The sequence below is a fragment of the Shewanella saliphila genome (assembly GCF_014648295.1).
Taxonomy (GTDB): domain Bacteria; phylum Pseudomonadota; class Gammaproteobacteria; order Enterobacterales; family Shewanellaceae; genus Shewanella; species Shewanella saliphila.
The window spans coordinates 106,220-126,484 of record NZ_BMQV01000008.1; the positions used below are offsets into that span (position 1 = coordinate 106,220).

Here is a 20,265-nt window from a genome sequence, read left to right on the forward strand (position 1 = left end):
AAAAATTCACATTTAATGCATATATAACCAGCGATTAACATTTGCTTACACGTGTTAACCGGCTGTTAACAGTGTTTTTTTATAAGTCATTGATGAATGCATTTTTTGAACAATATCGCCTTTTTTTAGCATATTTCACTATGTGATTTGACAATGTATTTGCTACTCTCCGTCGCCTCAAAGGACAGATGTATTAATGGACTAAACAGTGCTTACTCAAACAACAAGACAAGAGATGAAGATGAACAAGACTTTAGTTGCTGCATTGATTTCAACAGTGCTAATTACACCTTCGGTTTCAGCCACCGAAATTTTTAAAGATGATGTGAACGCCGTTCAAATTGGTGGTTTTGTTGACGCTCGTGTGATCAACACTCAAGGTGAAACTGAAGTGGTTAACGGCGCATCACGCATTAATTTTGGCTTTGAACGTCAGCTACAAGATGGCTGGAAAGCGTATGCAAAATTAGAGTGGGGTGTTAACCCGGTTGGTAGTACTGACATTGTGTACAACAACCGTTTTGAGTCGATTCAAGATGAGTTCTTTTACAACCGCTTAGGTTATGCTGGCCTGTCACATGACACCTACGGTAGCCTCACGATTGGCAAGCAATGGGGTGCTTGGTATGACGTGGTATATGGCACAAACTACGGTTTTGTGTGGGACGGTAACACTGCCGGTGTTTACACTTACAACAAAGATGACGGCGCAGTAAACGGCGTGGGTCGTGGTGACAAAACCGTGCAATACCGTAACAGTTTTGGCGATGTGAGTTTTGCAGTACAAGTACAGTTAAAAAACAGCGAGTTTTATACCTGTGACTATGAAGATATCACTCAGGATGCTTGCGAAGCGTTATGGGAGTCTGGTTCAGCAGAAGCGCAGCAAGTTGAATACAACTATACCTACGGTGGTGCCGTAACCTATCAGGCCACTGACAAATTAGTGTTAACTGCAGGCCTGAACCGCGGTGAATTTGATGTGACCTTTGGTAACGGTAATACCTCAACAGCTGAAGACATTATTTACGGTGTGGGGATTACCTGGGGTAACTTCGACCAATATGGTTTTTATGGTTCGGCAAACATTAACGGCAATGAAAACCACGACACAGATAACATTGGCCGTTTAATTGATAAAGCTGTGGGTGTTGAATCATTGTTTTCATACATGTTTGAAAACAATATCCGTACTTTTGTGTCTTACAACATCTTAGATGCTGGCGATGATTATGTGATTCAACCTAACTATAACGCCGATCCAAACGATGTGTTCAAGCGTCAGTTTGTGGTAATGGGTTTACATTATGTATTTAACCCACAAACCGTCGTGTATTTAGAAGCCCGTCGCGATTACAGCGACTTCACCAGCGCCGACAAAGATCAGCAAGCCAGAATGGAACTGTCTGAAGATGACGGCGTAGCCATTGGTATCCGCTATACACTTTAATGTTTTTAAGTGATGCTATCTTAGGCGATATCACTTAGGTTTTATCGCTTAAGTACAGACAAAAAAAGGTTCGACATTATTGGGATGAGTCTTGCGATAGGATCATCCCAGATAACTCAAGCACAGCCAGTTAGGCAACCGTTGGCTCATCAACAATAGTGACCTTTTCAACCACAATCGGCTCACGAGGTACATCATCGTGCCCGGCAATCATGGTGGTTTTAACCCGCTCCATTTGCTGAATCACGTCCATACCCGCGGTCACTTTGGCAAATACCGCATACCCCCAGCCTGAATTGGTTGTGGCAGTGTGATCGAGAAAATCATTATTGGCGACATTAATAAAAAACTGACCCGTAGCAGAGTGCGGTGCATCTGTACGCGCCATGGCTAAAGTACCGATCACATTTTTTAGGCCCTTGTTGGCTTCGTTGGCAATCGGGTCGCGGGTGGGCTTTTCTTTCATTTTGGCGGTTAAGCCACCGCCCTGCACCATAAAGCCTTTAATCACCCGATGAAAAATCGTGCCTTCATAAAAGCCATCCTGGCAATACTTTAAAAAGTTTTTTGAGGTGACTGGCGCACGCTCCATTTCCAGCTCTACAGTAAAATCGCCAAGGTTGGTGCTAAAAATAATCATAAATTGCCCACTAAGTTAAACACAACAATAACGGCCATTATAGCCGCTATTGTGACTGTCTCGTTCGAGTTTATTGCGCTGTTTGATTAAATAAATCCATCGCAGTACGCGTCATCGCCCGAACACCTGTTCGGATCGTTAATTTGTAATCTGGCGCAAACTGGCTTGAATGCAAAGATGGCAATGCATTGCCCGAGTCAACACTGGCTTGATATTGTTTAGGGTCAACGCCGCCAAGCCAAAACAATGTAATGGGGCGTTGTTCAGGGGTGAGACCATACAAACCAAAATCTTCACCCGCCATCACAGGTGGCGCAATAAGCACATTATCGCTGCCAAGCTCAGCCTCAATACTGGCTTTTACTTTTGCAGCGAGCGTTGGGTCGTTATAGGTTGATGGAATGGTTTCATCGTCGTGCACATGCACCACAGGCATCAGGTCATCAGGTAAACCCGCACTGGTCGCTATCCCTGCGGTAATGCGTTTAATGGCAGCTATTTGTTGTTCACGCACCTTAGGGTTATATGAGCGCAATGTCAGCTGTAGCTTTACTTCATCTGAGATAATATTGTGTTTTGAACCACCATGAATCGAACCCACCGTGACCACATTAGGCTCTAACGGCGACACTTCACGGCTCACTATGGTTTGCAATGCCAGCACAGTGCGCGCAGCAAGCACAACAGGGTCAACGGTGGCATGCGGATAAGCGCCATGGCCGCCCTTACCTTTAATGCTAATATCAACCGAGTCGACATTCGCCAATGCATAACCGCTAACGGTGCCAACCTTACCGGCAGGAATTGACGCATTCACATGCAACCCAATAATGTTGTCGGGCGTGGGGAACTGGCTAAACAGGCCTTGTTTAAGCATGGCTTTAGCGCCACCACCCACCTCTTCAGCTGGTTGAGCCACCATCATTAAAGTGCCCTGCCAATCGGCTTTATGCTTAACCAATTGCTCAGCCGTACCAATAAGGCTGGTCATGTGAATATCGTGGCCACAACCATGCATAATGCCCACGGTATTATTGTTTGCATCGACCGTGGTGACGGTTGAAGCATAGTCTTTTCCGGTTTGCTCAATAATCGGTAAGCCGTCAATGTCGGCGCGGATCATCACTACCGGCCCTTCGCCATTTTGCAATATGCCGACCACACCATAACCGCCAAAATTTGACGTTACTTCAAACCCAAGCTGCTTCAGCTCTGTGGCCATACGCTCGCTGGTGGCTTTTTCTTGATATGACAATTCAGGATGTTGGTGCAAATGCAGGTAAAGCTTTTCAAGCTTAGGTAAGGCTTGAGTAACTGACTGATCTAGCTTGGTATTAGCAACAGCATTCAATGACAGTGACGCTGAAAACGCCAACGCTAATAAGGGGTAAGCAACACGGAATTTGATCATATTATTATTCTTAAATGTCGGCAATTGAGTATGTTAACCTAGCACAAGCTCACGCTAGGTGGTAAGGCGTTTTAGCAACATCATAGCCAATGCATAATAAAAATAAGGAAAACCAATGAAAGTGATTACCGAAACACCCAGGTTGATTATTCGAGAATTTACCCTTGAAGATGCCCCCGCGGTATTGCACTTTAATACCCCAGAAGAGGTGAATCGATATACCGGTGATGCGGGTGTGTGCAATACGTTAACGGATGCCGAAAACATCATCCGCAATATTTGGCTGGTGGAGTATAAGCAGTATGGTTTTGGCCGCTGGGCAGTTGTCGCTAAAGACACCAATACCGTGATTGGTTTTTGCGGCTTTAAAAATGAAACCCGCATTAATGCGGTGGATATTGGTTATCGCTTGCATCCGGACTATTGGGGAATTGGCCTAGCTACCGAAGCCAACCAGGCTTGTATTGACTATGCCAAAGAGCACATGGATTTAGACATAGTGTATGCCGATGTGGTTGACGCCAATAATGGCTCAATTAATGTCACCACTAAGCTGGGGATGACCTACCATTCACAATATCAAGAAGGTGAATTTAACGTTAATCGTTACGTGATTTCACTCAAGGCAGGCGGTTCTTCGGATAACAGCTAACTCGAATAAAGTCAGCCACTAACAAGTCATCGTCACCCTAGGCTTACCCATATAAAAATCCCTTAATAGAGCCGCTATTAAGGGATTTTTAGTATTTAAGTCGTTACATTTTTAACTGCACATCCGAAGTAAGCTTTGTTGAACATGCCAATACAAAACCAGCGGCAATTTCATCTGCGGTCAAGTTCATTGTACTTGTCGACTGAGTCGTACCCGACACAACCTGACATTTACATGCACCACAAACACCAGAACGGCACGCGGCAATTATCGGTAATTTTTCAGACTCGATACCATCCAATAAGGTTTGGTCGCCCGTTAATTGAATGTCTTTATCGCCAATGCTCAACATAAACTGTTCAGTTGATGGATTACTTTCCAGCGCCGCTTTCAAGCCCAAAGCGCTGCTGTCACCAAAGCTTTCTTGATTAAACTGACTCATATCAAAATCAGCGGCTTGTAACAGTAGTTTTACGTCGGCCATATACGATTCAGGGCCGCACACAAATACCGTGCGTTGTTGATAATCCGGGACTAATTTAATTAAACTTTCTAAGTTTAAGCGGCCAATGCCAAAGCCTGTCTCAGCATGCTTATCACTGAGCATTTGGCTGTTGTCATCTGACTTAAGCATATAATTAAGGTTGAACTTTTGGCTGCGTGATGCCATTGACGCCATTGAATCGGCAAACATAACGTCATTAACCGTTTTTGCACTGTGTACAAAGGCAATATCACTGTCTGTGGTAGTATCGCAAAGCCAGCGCGACATAGAATGCATCGGTGTAACACCGCAACCTGCACTTAAAAACAAATACTTGTCGGCAACAATGTCGACGAGGTTAAACACCCCATCAGGGCCAGTCACTGTGACCTCATCACCCACATTTAAGGTGTCGGCTAAATAGTTAGACACGACACCATTGGTGATTCTTTTAACCGTAACGACTAACGAGAAGGGTCGCGAAGGTGACGATGAAATAGTGTAACTGCGGTAAACTTTTTCGCCATTTATATCGAGTTTAAAGGTAATAAACTGCCCCGGTTTAAAATTAAACTTAACCGGCGTTAACCCCTGAAACCGAAAACTCACTACATTGTGGGTTTCATTCCACTTTTCAACACAGCGCAGTTGCACTTCACCACGTTGCCAGCTGTCGGCAGCTAAAAGAGCCTCTGGGCTTGTCTGAGCAACGGGTTCAACTTTTGGCGGTGCCTCACTGACAGGAGTAAGTGATTTAGCCGCTTGGGCAGAAAGTGCTTGAGAAAAAGAAAAACCAACAGAGGGAGTTGTACTCATTTTGATACCTTTATTGCAGTAAACAAGAGAGGTGGCGATAAGGACAATGCCATATCGCCTTTAATCATTATCGTGCAAATACGCCTAACGTAAATGCACGATTTTTATGGCTGATTATGCCACTTTCATCATTGCTTTTAAGTCTGACTCAACATCAGTTGTGCCGCGTAAACCAAATTGTTGCTCTAAAATGCTCATTAGGTTGTCAGATAAAAACGCAGGAGCGGTAGGCCCTGTACGAATGTTTTTCACCCCAAGAGAAAGCAAGGTTAACAACACCACAATCGCTTTTTGCTCAAACCATGACAACACTAAGCTCAACGGTAAATCGTTAAGGTCACACTCAAAAATATCTTTTAACGCTAACGCTAACTGAATCGCTGAGTAAGCATCGTTACATTGGCCCACATCTAATAAACGTGGCACACCGTTGATGTCGCCAAATTCCAATTTATTGAATTTGTACTTACCACAGCCTAAGGTCAAAATAATTGAATCGTCAGGTACTGACTTAGCTAAATCGGTAAAGTAGCTACGCTCAGCTTTGTCGCCGTCACAACCACCAATTAAGAAGAAATGCTTAATAGAACCGTTTTTAACGTTTTCAACTACCGTTGGTGCTGCTGCCATTAATGCATTGCGCGCAAAACCAATGGTGATCATGTGCGGAATTTCATCATAAGCAAAGCCTTCAAGTTCAAGTGCTTTGTTAATCACTTCACTAAAGTCTTCACCTTCAATATGAGTCACACCAGGCCAGCCCACAATGCTACGAGTGAAGATACGGTCAGAGTACTCACCCACATTTGGGTCAATAATACAGTTTGATGTCATCACTACGGCACCAGGGAAAGTACCAAATTCTTTTTGCTGGTTTTGCCAAGCGCTACCGTAGTTACCCACTAAATGCGGGTACTTTTTAAAGGCTGGATACGCTAATGCAGGTAACATTTCACCATGGGTAAATACATTAATGCCTTTACCTGCGGTTTGCTCAAGGATAAGTTCTAAGTCTTTCATGTCATGGCCAGACACTAAAATTGCCTTACCTTTAACAGACTTGGTATTCACTTGTGTTGGTTCTGGGTGACCAAATGCAGTGGTTTCGCCTAAATCTAACATCGCCATAATGCGATAGTTTAACTGGCCAATTTGCATTGCAGTGGCAAACAACTTGTCTGCATCGACTGAGTCTTCACCTAAAAATGCCATAATTTGATGGAATTCAGCCGCAACATCAACATCAGTTTGGTCAAGTACGCGAGCATGCTCCATATAAGCTGCTGCGCCTTTTAAGCCATACAAACATAATAGGCGTAAACCTAAAATATCTTCATGTACTTCACCGCGATTAAGCAATGCCACTGGCGCTTGAGCTAAAATTTCAGGCTTAGAAGTGGCAAGCAATAATTCGCCTTGAGCGCTTACCATTTCAGGTTCAACACCCTTGCCTTTGCATGCTGCGATGTAAGCTGCTTTTAATTGGTCACGATAAGTTTGCGCCTGATAGGCGTAATCAATTAAGCGTTCATCGTCGAAGTTTACGTTAGTTAACGTGGCAAAAAAGGCTTTCGGGACAAATGCATCAATCTCGCTATCTACAATATCAAACTCACGCGCTTTAATTGCATATGTTGATACGCCTTGCAGCATATAGATTAATAAATCTTGAATATCAGACGTTGACGCCAACTTGCCACACATACCTTGCGAGTAACTACAGCCGTTGCCTGCTGGTGTTCTAATGGTTTGCTCACATTGCACACAAAACATAACTCTACTCCTCAAAATTAAATCATGTATAAATTTTACATGTTATGGAGTAGTTTACTCTTTACTCTGTAAATCAAAACCGCTTTTTAATATCAATGTTGCGTTTTATGAGCTAAATCACCTTAAGTAATTACTAATGTAAATAACCATATTAACCCACATAAAATCGTTCAAATACCCATCAACACTGCACTTTCACCTACTAATTAAACGATTAAATTGCCCCTAAAATAGTTTCCTTTTATTGATTAAAAGCACGTAGAATTATCAAATTACAGACTTAAGATCAGGATGAATAGATGAAAACCAAACTCAATGCGATAGCATCTGCTCTATTTTTATTACTGGCTCCTGCTGCAATGGCAGCCGATGTTGCAGTGATAACCTTAGAAAATGGCGCCAATGTTCGCTTAAAAGATGACTTCACCTGGGAATACATCATCACCGAAACGGTCGCACAGCCAGCAACAATCCAAGCTCCAGCCGTCGCAACCGAGGTTGTCGATGCATCGATGTCAAACGTTAGCGCAACCGCAACCCAACAAACCAGTGCGGTAACGACTGCGGTGACTACAGTCGTGGCCGCCACTGCAGCAGACACCACAACGCGACTAACTGCAACCGCTATGGCACAACCTGAGTTATTGCGCAGCACTGCAAAAGATGGCATTAAAATCACCCTCGCTGACACCCAATGGAAAGACAATGAATTGGGGCTTATCTTTGATTTTGACAGCACCAGTGACGACCATGTCACGGTGGTCAATGTTGAAGCCAGTTTCTTTAATGACCAAGGCGGCTTAATCAAAACCGAAACCTTAGAAGCCTGGGAAGCCATTTTCCGCATGCCAGAAACCTATTTGCGTAAAGGCCAGCACCGCCAATCGCCAGTATTGTGGGTAGAAGGTATTAACCAACAGCAATGGCAACAACAGCTCATCAGCTTAAAAATTGTTGAGATTGAATCACGCTAAATAAAAAAGCCCAGATGAAAGAGTATTTCAGCTGGGCTTTTTTAAACATCATCAAGTCATGTTAATTCAATAATTCATGATCTTTAGGTAACTGCTTACTTATCCACAATATCAATTTATGTTTACGGTTAGGGCCGTCATCTTTATCTTCAGCTAATGGCTGTATTAGCTTATCTTGCACTAATAAACGGTAAATACATTCCACTTTATCTTTAGGAGAAATCCCCTTACCAAAATCGGCAAAACCACGTTTTTGCGCATAGCCCACTCCAATTTCCATTGCGAGCTTGAGCAATTGGTTATCATGCTTACCAGCTTTCATCTGTTGTCCTCATCATGCCTTTTACCCCTTTTAAACTACGTGAATATCCGTAAATAGCCACAATAAACCGTAAAAATTGAACAAACATCACCCTTGGTAAGTTTGGTTACAAAAAATCCCTTGAGTTAATGGCATTAATCTATGACAAAACCCATAGGCTTGGTAGAGTAGTATGGTGTTTACTTTTGTTTTTATTGTCACTATTTCACGGTAACAACCACATTTGAAATAGGCTTAAAAACGTTTCAAACGGGCTAACCCCAAGGATAATTCAATGCGTAAAACTCTTATTACTACTGCCGTTAGTGCGGCATTGATGCTGAGTGCATGTTCTGAGCAAGCTACAGACACAGCAAAGGCGAGCAAAACGACCGCAGAGGCACCAACAACAATGACCAAAGCACCTGCAACTGCCGACAACGCGTTGTTAGTCCCAAGCCCATTGCAATACATGGCACCGCAATTTGACAAATTTAAAGCCGGTGACTTTTTACCTGCCTTTGAACAAGGCATGAAAGAGCACAAAGCTGAAATCGCGGCAATTACCAATAATGCTGACGCACCAACGTTCGACAACACCGTGGTTGCACTTGAAAACACTGGCGCCATTTTAGATCGTACTCAACGTGTGTTCTTCAATCTTTCTGGGTTAATTTCAGACGACAACTTCATCAGTGTTGAAGAACAAATTGTGCCTAAGTTAACCGCGCACATGGACAACATCTATTTAGATGAAAAGCTGTTTGCTCGCATTCAAGCCATTTACAAAAACAAAGCGACACTAAAAGGTGAAGATTTACGCTTAATTGAAGTCTATTACGATCGCTTTGTGCGTGCAGGCGCTGAATTATCAGCAGAAGACAAAGCGCAAATGCGTGAGCTAAACGGCGAGCTTGCCAAGCTTGAAACCAGCTTTTCACAAAACGTATTAAAGTCGTTTAAAGACGACATGATTTTAGTTGAAGACAAAGCCATGCTTGACGGTTTGTCAGAAAGCGCAATCGCATCATTAGCTGCGGCAGCAAAAGCAGCAGGCAAAACCGGTTACCTAATTACCCTAGTTAACACTACCACCCAACCGCTACTGTCTAGCCTTAAAAACCGCGATTTACGTCAAAAGCTATGGGAAACCTCGGCCTACCGCGCAATGGACACCAACAGCCCAATTAACATCAAAATCGCCCAGCTACGTGCCGAAAAAGCCAAACTATTAGGTTACCCAACTTGGGCAGCTTATTCGCTTGGCGATCAAATGGCTCAAAAACCAGAAGCGGTTTATGGCATTTTAGATGACTTAGCCCCTAAAGCCCTGGTAAAAGCCAAAGTTGAAGCAGCCGATATTCAAGCAGAAATCGTTAAAGACGGTAAAGACTTTACCCTAGAGCCATGGGACTGGGCCTACTACGCTGAAAAAGTACGCGCAGCAAAATATGACCTAGACGACAGCCTTGTTAAACCATATTTTGAGATGAACACCGTACTCACCGACGGTCTGTTTTTTGCTATGGAAAAACTATACGGCATTACCTTCAAGTCACGCACCGACTTACCGGTATGGCACAAAGATGTCACCGCTTATGAAATCTTTAACAAAGACGGCAGCTCGCTAGGCTTGTTCTACCTTGATATGTACGCCCGCCCAGGCAAACGTGGTGGCGCATGGATGGACGAATATGTCAGCCAGTCGTTCTTACAAAATACTAAACCAGTAGTATACAACGCGCTTAACGTGCCAAAACCTGCTGAAGGCCAACCTACGTTGTTAACCTTTGATGAAGTGAGCACCCTATTCCATGAGTTTGGCCACGCCATTCACGGTTTATACTCACAAGTTAACTACCCAAGCTTAGCCGGTACCAAAACGGCACGTGACTTTGTAGAGTTTCCATCACAAGCTAACGAAGACTGGAGCATCGACCCTGCTGTGCTAGAAAACTACGCTAAGCACTACCAAACAGGCGAACCGATTCCTGCTGAGTTACTGGCTAAAGTATTAAAGGCGCACACCTTTAACCAAGGGTTTGGCACCGTTGAATACCTAGCCGCTGCACTGCTAGATATGGAATGGCACTCAATTCCTGCTGGCACTGAAATCACCGATGTTGCTACCTTTGAAAAACAAGCACTGGCAAAACACGGTTTAGACTACGGCCCAATCGCACCGCGTTATAAAACCACCTACTTTAGCCACAGCTTCGGCGGCGGTTATTCTGCTGGTTACTACGCCTACCTGTGGACCGAAGTGTTTGCAGCAGACTCGTTTGCTTACATGATGGCGCACGGTGGATTAACCCAAGAGAACGGCCAAAAATACCGCGACACCGTATTGTCAAAAGGTAACAGCCAGGATCTAATGCAAAGCTACATCGACTTTGCAGGTAAAAAGCCCTCAACAGACGCGTTATTAAAGCGCCGTGGTTTAGTGCACTAAGCACTATTTGTTGTCGCAACCTCTGCAGCTGAATCCACTTGGCAGCAGAGGTTGCCCACAAACACAACAGAATGCAGCAAAGCCAAACAGCGATAGAAACAACACGCTAAAACGCATTGAAAGAATAAAAAGAGTAAAAATCACCCAAACGCAGCCCTTTTTGAGCGATATTGCACATTTGTTGCGCCATCGCACGCTTCAAGGCTTTACATTTTCGTGAATACCCTTATTATTCACCGCGTTCGGAGGGATGGCAGAGTGGTCGAATGCACCGGTCTTGAAAACCGGCAACGGTTTATCCCGTTCTAGGGTTCAAATCCCTATCCCTCCGCCACATTCTAAAGTGAAAAAGCCATTGATAATCAATGGCTTTTTTGCTTTCTAGCATTTGAAAAATCATATTCTCAGACCCAAAACGGATGACTGAGACATATGTACCTATTCAGAGCCACAAATTGTACCTATTACACCCGCATGGTGTTGCCTGCTTCTCTACGCGATAAAGGCTTTGCTGCCGACATCAAAGTATCCTTACTCACTAAACAGCGCTCAATCGCTATTGGCCGTAACCTTGTGGTTGCAGGCATATTACGACCATTAATCAATAGCTTAACCCCACAATCACAGCCAGATGCATTTAAAGCACACGTTAATCAATTGATTAATGATGCCCGTGCAGGCTTTGTTGGGGTAACAGAAACGCTTGATGAAAACGCTAAACCAGTGCGGGAAATCATCCAGTTTATTCCTACTCGGCCAACGCAATTAGCCCATAATAGTGCGACATATGACAATTATCCCTCATCAACAAACTTGGCATTGTCAAATAGTCCGGGTAGTAAAAAGCAAACAAATTCAGTCGCTAACGTCACATTGGTTGATGCATTAATTAAATTTATTGCGTCTAAACAAAAGCAGTCTGTCTCAGTGTTAACGGTAAAGCAGCTAAATCAACGTATAGGCCACTTTATTGAGCGAACTCACCTAGATGATGTATTTGACATAACCAGCGCTGAGGCGATGGAATACAAGGATTGCTTGCTCGAAGAAGGTCGAAGCCATAAGAGTAATAAAGACTACCTAGCGGCCGTATCGCAGTTCTTTAAATGGTGCAAACTGATGCGTTACATCAGCGCTAACCCGTTTGATGAAGTGAAACTGTCAAAGCCAAGTAATCAAGCTGGGCATGATTTAGCGCGTCAGCGCTGGCAACCTGAGCAACTTCAACACGTACTGCAATCACAAGACTTTATCGATAAACAAGCTGACTTTAAATGGATAACGCTATTGATGCTCTATCACGGTTTACGGCCTTCAGAAGCCTGTCAGCTACACATTAATGATATAAGCGTAATCGATGGCATCAACGTTATTCACGTCACCAATGAGGGCATGAGCCAACAACTCAAGACCGCACAGTCAAAACGAACTGTTCCGCTACATCAAAAACTCATTGAGCTCGGTTTTATTGATTTCGTTCAAACCATTAATGACCGAACATCAAAAAACAGTCATTTAAAAAACAGCCTCGTAAAAAATAGTCCGTTAAAAAGCGGACAGTTAACAAGCAGCCCGTTATTTCATTATCAACCCAGTAGCGATGGTGTTTGGTCAAACAAGTTCTGTCGTGAGTTTGGCAAATTACTCGACCAACTACACTTTATCGCAGGTAAACGACCTACAGCCTATTCATTCCGTCACACCTTTATTGATGAGCTTAAACAACTGCAAACTGAAGAATCAATGGTGGCACAGCTTGTTGGACACGTTTATCACAACATCACCTATGGACGATACGGTAAGCAATATGATGTGAAAACACTCAAACCTGTGGTGGATAAAGTCAGTTACACATTGAATTTATTTCTACCAGTATAAAAAGTGGGATTATATGAGAGGATTTTTGCTGAAAAGATCAACCGTAGAGCGTTAATCATGACAACAGTCAGTAAATCCTGAGTGACTTTATACGCCAAAATTTGCTCTCACAGAACCAATAATCAGCCTGAGAAATGATGAAACCTACCAGCGGCATCATTTCTCAGCAGCACTTATCAAATCCTACGGGAGTAAATCGATAATAAATCTTGTTGAGAAATCGAATTTTCACCTTTTTTCGCGTTAATTTCGCGTAACTTTTCACGTAAAAAGTGCAATTTAAATCACTTCGCACTCAGTGAGTGGGAAGCCAAAGCAGCCCACTTATTAAGTGGGACTACAGCGAAACCCGGTACGCTTGTATCCCACTTTTTGTTCCAAAAAGGTCGGATATAAGCTCGGGCAAGGGGATACCCCTTTGAACCCCAAAGACACATGCTTGTCGTTAAAGATAGTGCTAATTTTAGATGTAATAAACGACGTTTCTCAAGTACTTTCATAAATGACTGTTTATAAAGCCATTTAGGTAATTGATTTAAAATGCAATCTGAATTAGCTTAACAGTAAATAAACTCCTTATGTTAAGTTAAATATCACCAATTAATCTGGATTAAACACGGTAAGTAAGCTATTTATGCGTTGAAAATAGTATTAACACGAGTAAATATTAAAACATCATATGAGCAAGGAGGTTTAATGGAGCGCGGTATTATTATTACTCCAAATTATTCTATTTTGAATAATGGACATGGACTACAAACTAATGGATCAGTAGATCCTACTAATTTGAGAAACTATTTACTCTTTTGGGATAAAATTGATTATCCCACTAATAATATGATTCATATAGGTGGTGGAGCAGATGTTGATTTTTTGATTCAAGAAGGCCTTGCTAAATCTACTCGAATTGAATTTCGTGAATTACGTGGCGACCAGAATGGATTTTTGCCACTAGTCACGCAAATGGCTACTTATGAAGAAAATAATAAATCAACTGATGCCGAATGGAGTATAGCTCAACTAGCTAGCCAGTTAATTATTCCGGAGCAATATTCAAAAAAGCAAGGATGTTTAGAGTTTGAATTGTATAATGCTATTCAAGTACCAACTGGTGCAGTTCCTCTTTCAGATGTTGTCGATTTTAAGAACAAGAGGCTTCCTGAACTTCTAGCATTACGCGATGCAATGGATAGCATTGTTGATTCAGTTGTTGCAAGCCAAGATATACCTAAACGAAAAAATAAAGCATTAAACAAGCTCCATCGCGATTTAAATGATTTCAATCGGGTTATGAAAGAAACTGGTTTTGAAAGAGTTAAGCGATCTTTGACGGCTGTAGCGACTGATCCGTGGTTTGGTGTTAGTAATGGCATGATGCTTGGAACTAGTTATTTACCGGTTAATTATCAACCGTATATGCAATCGTTGAATGTTGCCGCATTAGGTGCTTGTGCGGTGAAATTTGCTTATCAAGAATTAAAAGTAGGTAGAAAGATACCAGAGCAATATAAGCACTTTGCATATTTATCCAGTATCCAGAATAGCCTAGTATAATTAATGTGTTTAGCGCTGTGTTATAAGTAAAAGGGAAATCATAAAATGGTAAGCTATGAACAAATCTGATTTAGAGCAATTAGTAGGTATTCGGATTTCTGAAGCAAAAGTATTACTGGAAAGCGAAAATTTTCAAGGTGCTTATTATTTAGCTGGCTATGCACTTGAATGTGCAATCAAAGCCTGCATTGCTAAACAAGTCCAGCAATATGATTTCCCAAATAAGGATTTAGCTCAAAAAAGTCATCAACATAAATTACCTGATTTACTTGGTGTTGCTGGTTTAAAGCAAAAACTCGGAGAAAAAGAGACTTCTGATCTAGAGTTCAAATTAAATTGGGCGGTAGCCAAAGATTGGAGTGTCGAATCTAGATACGACTGCATAGTCGAGGGCAGTAAGGCTAATGATCTTTATCGGGCAGTAACGGATGAAAACTCAGGAATTTTGGCATGGCTAAAGACATTTTGGTAACAGAGAGTCTAACTGACTCTATGGTAAAAGTTGGCGCTCTGCTAATTGAAAGACTTGATTCTAAAAAATCTGAAATTAAAAGTGCTTTTTGGTTCTATTTTCCAGAAGAAAAAACTTGGAAATTGATGATTGCATCCCCTCTTGTAAACTCAGAAGGTCCTCGAGCCTATTACAAGAGAGTTGTTGCAGCTAATGATTTAGCTTCTGAAACAGAAGAAATTATTTCCTTAAATGATATTGGTGTTACGAATACATCACACCAAATAGTTCAATTGTTAAAGCTCATGTGTGAGACCGGGGAAGGCATATCGGGAATAAGGTTTTCTAGAAATACAATTAATGGTTTTTTTATTGAAGATGCTTATATTTATAGATCAAACTAGTAATAAGGCGCTCTTGAGGAAGCCCATCAGTAAATCTTAGCGTTAACCATTGACAATCTATCTGATAAATATTTAAATGTCATATATCGACTACGAATGTTCACTTTCTGAGATGTGATTTTTCGATTAGTTGTTGATTATAATGAATTTTAGTTTTATTTTGTGGCTGATTGCTTGGGTTCAAATCCCTATCCCTCCGCCACATTCAAATAAAAAGGCTCATCAGAAATGATGAGCCTTTTTATTGGGCGAAAGATAGAGATTTAAACCCCGGGTTCCTCTTTATTACAAGCAAGCTATCCCTCCTCAAAATCCAAGACCATATGCAAAATGCCAAATTGACAAACCTAAGGCTGCGCTGTCTAGCTTTAACAATACTGCTCGTGGCTAAGGGGGGCAAATCGCCTTTTGAATCAGGGAAAGCCAATTCCAATTTATCGCAAACATCGCTATACGCATCAAACCAATCCCAAGTACCAACCAAACGGCTTGTTCAGCAGGGAATCGCCTCTTTCTGACGGCGGCACGACCTGTTTGATTAACGGCTTCCGATACCCATTCGATAGGGATATTTTTGCGGAATGAGTCGATTGACTCAGGAAAATGAAATTCAGCAGTCGCTTAAACGATCGGTATTAGTACGCAACTATCCCACTTTTTGTTCCAAAAAGGTCGGATAGTTGCTCGGGAAAAGGGGAACCCCTTTGAACCCTAAACCTATAATGCGCCTGTTAAAAACAGGCGCATTATAGGCGAGATCTACTGGTACTTTTTATTGTAAACGATTAAAGGTGTGCCAATTTTGAATTGAGTAGTTCATTATTTTAATAATGGATCTATTTGGGGTTATCACAAATCCAGCCTTAAATGTTACATGGCTATTGATTTGGCTTCACTAATAACCTTATTCTGTGATTCAGTTGCCTTCTTGATAACTTCCGCATACACACGCTCTTTCTCTGCAGAACTTGCGTTCATAACAAAGGCTGAAAGCTTAGATGTGGTAACTTTATTTTTAGATACATTTGTCGACATAGGTTTCTCACATAAAACAGTCTAAAAAATAGGCTCAGGAGGTAAGTTTAACAGCCTTATTAATTCTGTGCGAGTGTATTCATTCTTAATATGATGCTCTACCGCTGTAATATTGTCATGGTAAATACGAGTGCTACCATCGTTGTTTTTTATAAGTAAATCTATCTTAATCGAAGCACCGTATTTGGTTTTGACTTGCCTAACGACTTTTTGTGAATTTAAGAATTGATCAATAAATATAGAGGGTAAAATACCACGGCCCTCAAGCTTTTCTCTTGCTTGTACAAATTCCCAAGCTAACTCAGGCTCTTGATACACAAAAATAATGAGTACTGCTCGATTTCGCATTAAGGAGCGATCAATATTTTTGCAGGCAACATCAAAGTTTGACAACGTTCCATCTAAAATAAAGCTTTGGTCATTATTGAAAATTCTGTCTAAAGTGCGTTCAACTATAAAGCTGACTGCTTTTTGAAACAAATACGAGTTTTTACCTGTGTATTCTTGGAAGTAAACTCTTAGTTCATCAGGGGCAAGTCTTATAATTCCTGTTTCATCAAACACTTCAATAAACGCTTTTGACGCCTCTGTTTTACCTGCGCCAGGAGAACCACACATAAAGATAGAGACGGGCTGTTGATCTGCGGGATATTTGCCTAAATCGGTCAGTTCACGTGCTATACGAGTTCGATTTGCTTTTGCAAATATAATTGCTTGAGTTTCAATTTCAGTCTCTTGCTCTGTCATAGCCTGTGGTAACGTTTCTAGAATAAAACAGCATGATACCAGTCAATATAAATTGGGTATAAAAATATCTGAGTTTTTTATACGCATGTGAATCGACAATGCCACCGCCTATCGTTATTGAGGAGCTGCCTGCAACAATTTGGCCGTATTAAAGCCATGCAGTACCCTAGCGGCGAGCATGTGGCCTATCGTTTTGACGACAATGGTTATTTAGTCGAAGATTACCAACGTTTTACTGATGGTTCCGAGCAATCGCTGCGCATAATCGATGATTACAGCGCCTTTGGCAGTATTAATCAACAAACGTTCAGTAATAATTATGTTCAACAGTTTAGCCGTAATTTAGCCGGTTCACCGACGAGTATCTGTACCAGTTCTTCTGCTGGGTGCAGTTCTATCGGGGTGCAATACTTAAATTATGATTATGATGGAATGGGTAACTTAGCCTTTCAACACAATGTGATTACCCAGTTCAAAGAAAGCTACAACTATGACGAGCTCATGCGGGTTGATGACTCAACTAAAACGTACAAAGGTATCACCTATGCTGCGGTTAATTATGATTATGACGCGGCAGGTAACATTCTTGTCAAAGGCGATTACGGTAGTCAGTATCTTTACGGTAGTGTAGGCAAAGGTGCTGGCGGTAATGCAGGCCCTAACGCCATTAGGCAGTTTATTCGTGGTGGTACAAAAACCTTCACCTATGACAATAACGGTAACCGGCTCACGGGTGATGGCGTAACGTTAAGCTATAACGACCAAAACAAGCCGTTAACGGTAGACCGCAATAATGTAAAAAGTATATTTAGTTACGATGCCAATGGTAACCGCTATAAACAGGTTAAACAGCAAAGCGGTAGTGTGGTATCGACCACGTATTATGTGGGCAGTTTTGAGCGTGAAGTGACCTTAAGCAGTACGGTAGATAAAACCTATATTGGTGACCACACCATTAAGATGAAAGCCCATGTGGGCAGCTTAGGTAATCAATCACCGTTTCAGCATGTACTGCGCGACCACTTAGGCAGTGTTGATACCTTGATGGATGCCAAAACCGGTGCAGTATTACAACGCCGCGGTTATGATGTATTTGGTCGTCCAAGAGACATTGCCGCAGGTAATAACCTGTTAACGAGCTGGCAAGGTGTCACTAAGGGCTACACCGACCATGAGCATTTGAATGAGCAAGAGCTTATTCATATGAACGGGCGGATTTACGATTTCAACATTGGTCGTTTTTTAAGTGTTGACCCGTTTTTGCAGTTCCCAGAGAATAGTCAAAGCGCTAACCCGTATTCGTATATTTTGAATAACCCGATGAGTGGGGTTGATCCGACTGGGTATCTAGCAGAAACAGATAAAGCAGAAGCGGTAGGTGGTCCATCAAATGATGCTGAAGTAGAAAAAGAAGAGACAAAAGTCACAAATGGCCAGAAAAATGAAACTCGACGTGCAGTCAGAGATCACCGTTCAGCAAGCAAAGCTGGAACTTTTGCGCCGAGTTCTGGTACGTTTAGTGGCGTTAGTAATGATACCAGTGGAGATAATTCCGGCAACTCTAACACTAAATCCAGTTTTAATTCGGGCGAGCATAAGGGAAGACTTGAGGCGGAGTCGACTCTTGGTGAGGCACCATCGGATGCAAATCAAGTGTATAATGATGCAGAAAAAGCCTCTAGAGAATTACCCGAAATAAGGCGTGGAAAAGGGAGAGAGTTTGTTGATAAATTTGCAATTAGTTATATCGACAAGTCAGGGAAAATAAAAGTGGAGACTTTCTTGTCATTTGAGAATGCAAATAATTTTGCAGGACAAGTTGATGGTGGCTGGCCTGAAGCTATGGAGCAAGGTGGCTATATTACTTTGTATAGAACATCAACCTATGCGAAAACTATAGGCAACAAACATAATTCTTATCAGAAGTTAGATTTATCGAATAAGGAAAGTGTTATTTACAACCTTGCACATGAAGGAGTCCATACTCAATATGGTAGATCACACGATGCAAGGTTAGAAGCTATTTCGTTTGGTGCAGTTGAAAGTTACAGGGAAAATTTAAAATGATATCAATCAAGTATTTGATTATTATTCTGGCCGTAATTAGCTTCTGCGTTTGGCCAAGTAATTATAAGTCTACTTATATAACAAGAGTAAATGCAGCAAGCTACGATGTAGAAATACAAGTTAAAGCAAGTGAAATATATGGTATGTACCAAATTGATGTAAAGATAGGAAGTATTCCAACAAAATTTCATTGTTTAAAATTAAATAAAGTAGATCTTGGTATTTATGGTGATTCAGGGCCAATAGCTATTACCCCTTTAAATTTGAGTTCTGACGGTGATTTATATCATTCTTTTTATTTGCAAAAGGATAATTTGGTAAGAACAAGTATTGGGATAAACTATTCCAATACCTTGAGTGGAAGCCAATGTGAGCAGTTGTCTTTGAATGCGTTTATTGTTGAGTTGTCAGCTTGGAAAACAAGCAATTCTGATATTTTACAATTACATTAGGAATAACCCATAAAGTATTCAGCTGAAAAGTATATATAAAACAATTTTTAAAGGCTCATAATTATTGACTTTTTTCAACATCAGGAATAAAGTCAATCTTAGTTAGCAATTGCAGAATTTGAAGATGTAAAACTCTGCAACCAAATGAATTTAAACGACTATTTTAACTATTTAATTCGAGAGTCTGGGTTCAAATCCCTATCCCTCCGCCACATTCAACGAGAAAGCCTCATCAGAAATGATGAGGCTTTTTTGTTTTGGCGAAAGATTGAGATTTAAACCCTGGGTTCCTCTTTATTACAAGCAAGCTATCCCTCCGCAAGATTTAACGAGAAAGCCTCATCAGAAATGATGAGGCTTAATTAGATGGTCCGCCTCACCCCTAAGCTAAGCTAAACTTAGGGTAGGCTAATCAAAGAGGCGAACCATCATGACTACTATTAAAGTAATTGGGATCGATTTAGGCAAATCTTCTTTTCATCTTATTGGGCACGATCACACTGGTCGTGAACAATTACGTAAGCATTTTAGTCGTCCAAAGCTCATTCAATTTCTGTCGCAAACACCTAAAACGACAATTGCAATGGAGTCATGCGGTGGCTCCCACTGGTTGGCAAGAAAATGCCAATCACTCGGTCATGAGGTTAAACTCATCCCTCCCCAATATGTTAAACCTTACGTTAAAACAAATAAAAATGATTATATTGATGCCGATGCGATAGCT

The 20,265-nt window shown here is 41.6% G+C and carries 19 protein-coding genes and 1 tRNA gene; 12 read left to right on the forward strand and 8 right to left on the reverse strand.

Annotated features, from left to right (window positions below):
* The first annotated feature begins 241 nt into the window (after positions 1-241).
* On the forward strand, positions 242-1,450 hold the full coding sequence (locus IEY48_RS06310; protein WP_188918389.1) for a porin: 1,209 nt from the start codon (positions 242-244) through the stop codon (positions 1,448-1,450).
* A gap of 130 nt (positions 1,451-1,580) precedes the next feature.
* Here IEY48_RS06310 and IEY48_RS06315 read toward each other — a convergent pair whose 3' ends face one another.
* Positions 1,581-2,090 carry a peptidylprolyl isomerase gene (locus tag IEY48_RS06315; RefSeq protein ID WP_188918390.1) on the reverse strand — a complete coding sequence of 170 codons (510 nt, stop codon included), beginning with the start codon at positions 2,088-2,090 and terminating at the stop codon, positions 1,581-1,583.
* A 70-nt stretch (positions 2,091-2,160) separates the two neighbouring features.
* Positions 2,161-3,501, reverse strand: coding sequence for a M20 metallopeptidase family protein (locus IEY48_RS06320; protein WP_188918392.1), 1,341 nt, complete (start codon positions 3,499-3,501; stop codon positions 2,161-2,163).
* A gap of 115 nt (positions 3,502-3,616) precedes the next feature.
* Here IEY48_RS06320 and IEY48_RS06325 point away from each other — a divergent pair, with 115 nt between their 5' ends.
* The gene (locus IEY48_RS06325; protein ID WP_188918394.1) at positions 3,617-4,153 is read left to right on the forward strand and encodes a GNAT family N-acetyltransferase; all 537 of its coding nucleotides are present in this window, start codon (positions 3,617-3,619) and stop codon (positions 4,151-4,153) included.
* A 103-nt stretch (positions 4,154-4,256) separates the two neighbouring features.
* Here the strand turns inward: IEY48_RS06325 and IEY48_RS06330 are convergent, their stop codons facing one another.
* Together IEY48_RS06330 and hcp are read right to left on the reverse strand one after the other, a co-directional pair.
* Positions 4,257-5,453 carry an FAD-binding oxidoreductase gene (locus IEY48_RS06330; protein ID WP_188918396.1) on the reverse strand — a complete coding sequence of 399 codons (1,197 nt, stop codon included), beginning with the start codon at positions 5,451-5,453 and terminating at the stop codon, positions 4,257-4,259.
* A gap of 114 nt (positions 5,454-5,567) precedes the next feature.
* Entirely contained in the window at positions 5,568-7,226 is a 1,659-nt protein-coding gene (gene hcp, locus IEY48_RS06335; protein ID WP_188918398.1) for a hydroxylamine reductase, read from the reverse strand.
* A gap of 299 nt (positions 7,227-7,525) precedes the next feature.
* Here hcp and IEY48_RS06340 point away from each other — a divergent pair, with 299 nt between their 5' ends.
* Positions 7,526-8,200, forward strand: coding sequence for a DUF3157 family protein (locus IEY48_RS06340; RefSeq protein WP_188918400.1), 675 nt, complete (start codon positions 7,526-7,528; stop codon positions 8,198-8,200).
* 61 nt (positions 8,201-8,261) lie between these two features.
* On the opposite strand, the gene IEY48_RS06345 is transcribed toward IEY48_RS06340, so the two are convergent.
* Entirely contained in the window at positions 8,262-8,522 is a 261-nt protein-coding gene (locus tag IEY48_RS06345) for a DUF5062 family protein (protein WP_188918402.1), read from the reverse strand.
* A gap of 274 nt (positions 8,523-8,796) precedes the next feature.
* Here IEY48_RS06345 and IEY48_RS06350 point away from each other — a divergent pair, with 274 nt between their 5' ends.
* From IEY48_RS06350 to IEY48_RS06375, 6 genes are all read left to right on the forward strand, one after another.
* Complete coding sequence (locus tag IEY48_RS06350) at positions 8,797-10,953, forward strand: M3 family metallopeptidase (RefSeq protein ID WP_188918403.1); 2,157 nt, start codon at positions 8,797-8,799, stop codon at positions 10,951-10,953.
* Positions 10,954-11,197: 244 nt separating this feature from the next.
* Positions 11,198-11,287: transfer RNA gene (locus IEY48_RS06355), tRNA-Ser, on the forward strand.
* Positions 11,288-11,385: 98 nt separating this feature from the next.
* Positions 11,386-12,831: a site-specific integrase gene (locus IEY48_RS06360; RefSeq protein ID WP_188918405.1), complete on the forward strand. Its 1,446-nt coding sequence runs from the start codon at positions 11,386-11,388 to the stop codon at positions 12,829-12,831.
* Positions 12,832-13,527: 696 nt separating this feature from the next.
* Positions 13,528-14,385: a DUF6236 family protein gene (locus IEY48_RS06365; RefSeq protein WP_188918407.1), complete on the forward strand. Its 858-nt coding sequence runs from the start codon at positions 13,528-13,530 to the stop codon at positions 14,383-14,385.
* Positions 14,386-14,440: 55 nt separating this feature from the next.
* On the forward strand, positions 14,441-14,857 hold the full coding sequence (locus tag IEY48_RS06370; RefSeq protein ID WP_188918408.1) for a DNA-binding protein: 417 nt from the start codon (positions 14,441-14,443) through the stop codon (positions 14,855-14,857).
* Entirely contained in the window at positions 14,836-15,240 is a 405-nt protein-coding gene (locus tag IEY48_RS06375; protein WP_188918410.1) for a hypothetical protein, read from the forward strand. The genes IEY48_RS06370 and IEY48_RS06375 overlap by 22 nt, the downstream gene beginning before the upstream one ends.
* Positions 15,241-15,627: 387 nt before the next feature.
* On the opposite strand, the gene IEY48_RS20625 is transcribed toward IEY48_RS06375, so the two are convergent.
* The 3 genes from IEY48_RS20625 to IEY48_RS06390 all read right to left on the reverse strand — a co-directional run bounded on the left by IEY48_RS20625 (position 15,628) and on the right by IEY48_RS06390 (position 17,022).
* Entirely contained in the window at positions 15,628-15,831 is a 204-nt protein-coding gene (locus tag IEY48_RS20625) for a transposase domain-containing protein (protein ID WP_373293704.1), read from the reverse strand.
* A gap of 279 nt (positions 15,832-16,110) precedes the next feature.
* Complete coding sequence (locus tag IEY48_RS06385) at positions 16,111-16,275, reverse strand: hypothetical protein (RefSeq protein WP_164839172.1); 165 nt, start codon at positions 16,273-16,275, stop codon at positions 16,111-16,113.
* 21 nt (positions 16,276-16,296) lie between these two features.
* A complete protein-coding gene (locus IEY48_RS06390) occupies positions 16,297-17,022 on the reverse strand; it encodes a zeta toxin family protein (RefSeq protein WP_188918412.1) in 726 nt (241 codons plus the stop codon).
* A 156-nt stretch (positions 17,023-17,178) separates the two neighbouring features.
* On the opposite strand from IEY48_RS06390, the gene IEY48_RS06395 reads away from it, so the two are divergent.
* The 3 genes from IEY48_RS06395 to IEY48_RS06405 all read left to right on the forward strand — a co-directional run.
* The gene (locus IEY48_RS06395; protein ID WP_188918414.1) at positions 17,179-19,089 is read left to right on the forward strand and encodes an RHS repeat domain-containing protein; all 1,911 of its coding nucleotides are present in this window, start codon (positions 17,179-17,181) and stop codon (positions 19,087-19,089) included.
* Positions 19,086-19,541, forward strand: a complete 456-nt coding sequence (locus IEY48_RS06400; RefSeq protein WP_188918416.1) for a hypothetical protein — start codon at positions 19,086-19,088, stop codon at positions 19,539-19,541. Before IEY48_RS06395 ends, IEY48_RS06400 begins: the two co-directional genes overlap by 4 nt.
* A gap of 430 nt (positions 19,542-19,971) precedes the next feature.
* Positions 19,972-20,265: IS110 family transposase (locus IEY48_RS06405; protein WP_188918418.1), on the forward strand; the 294-nt coding region annotated here is incomplete at its 3' end.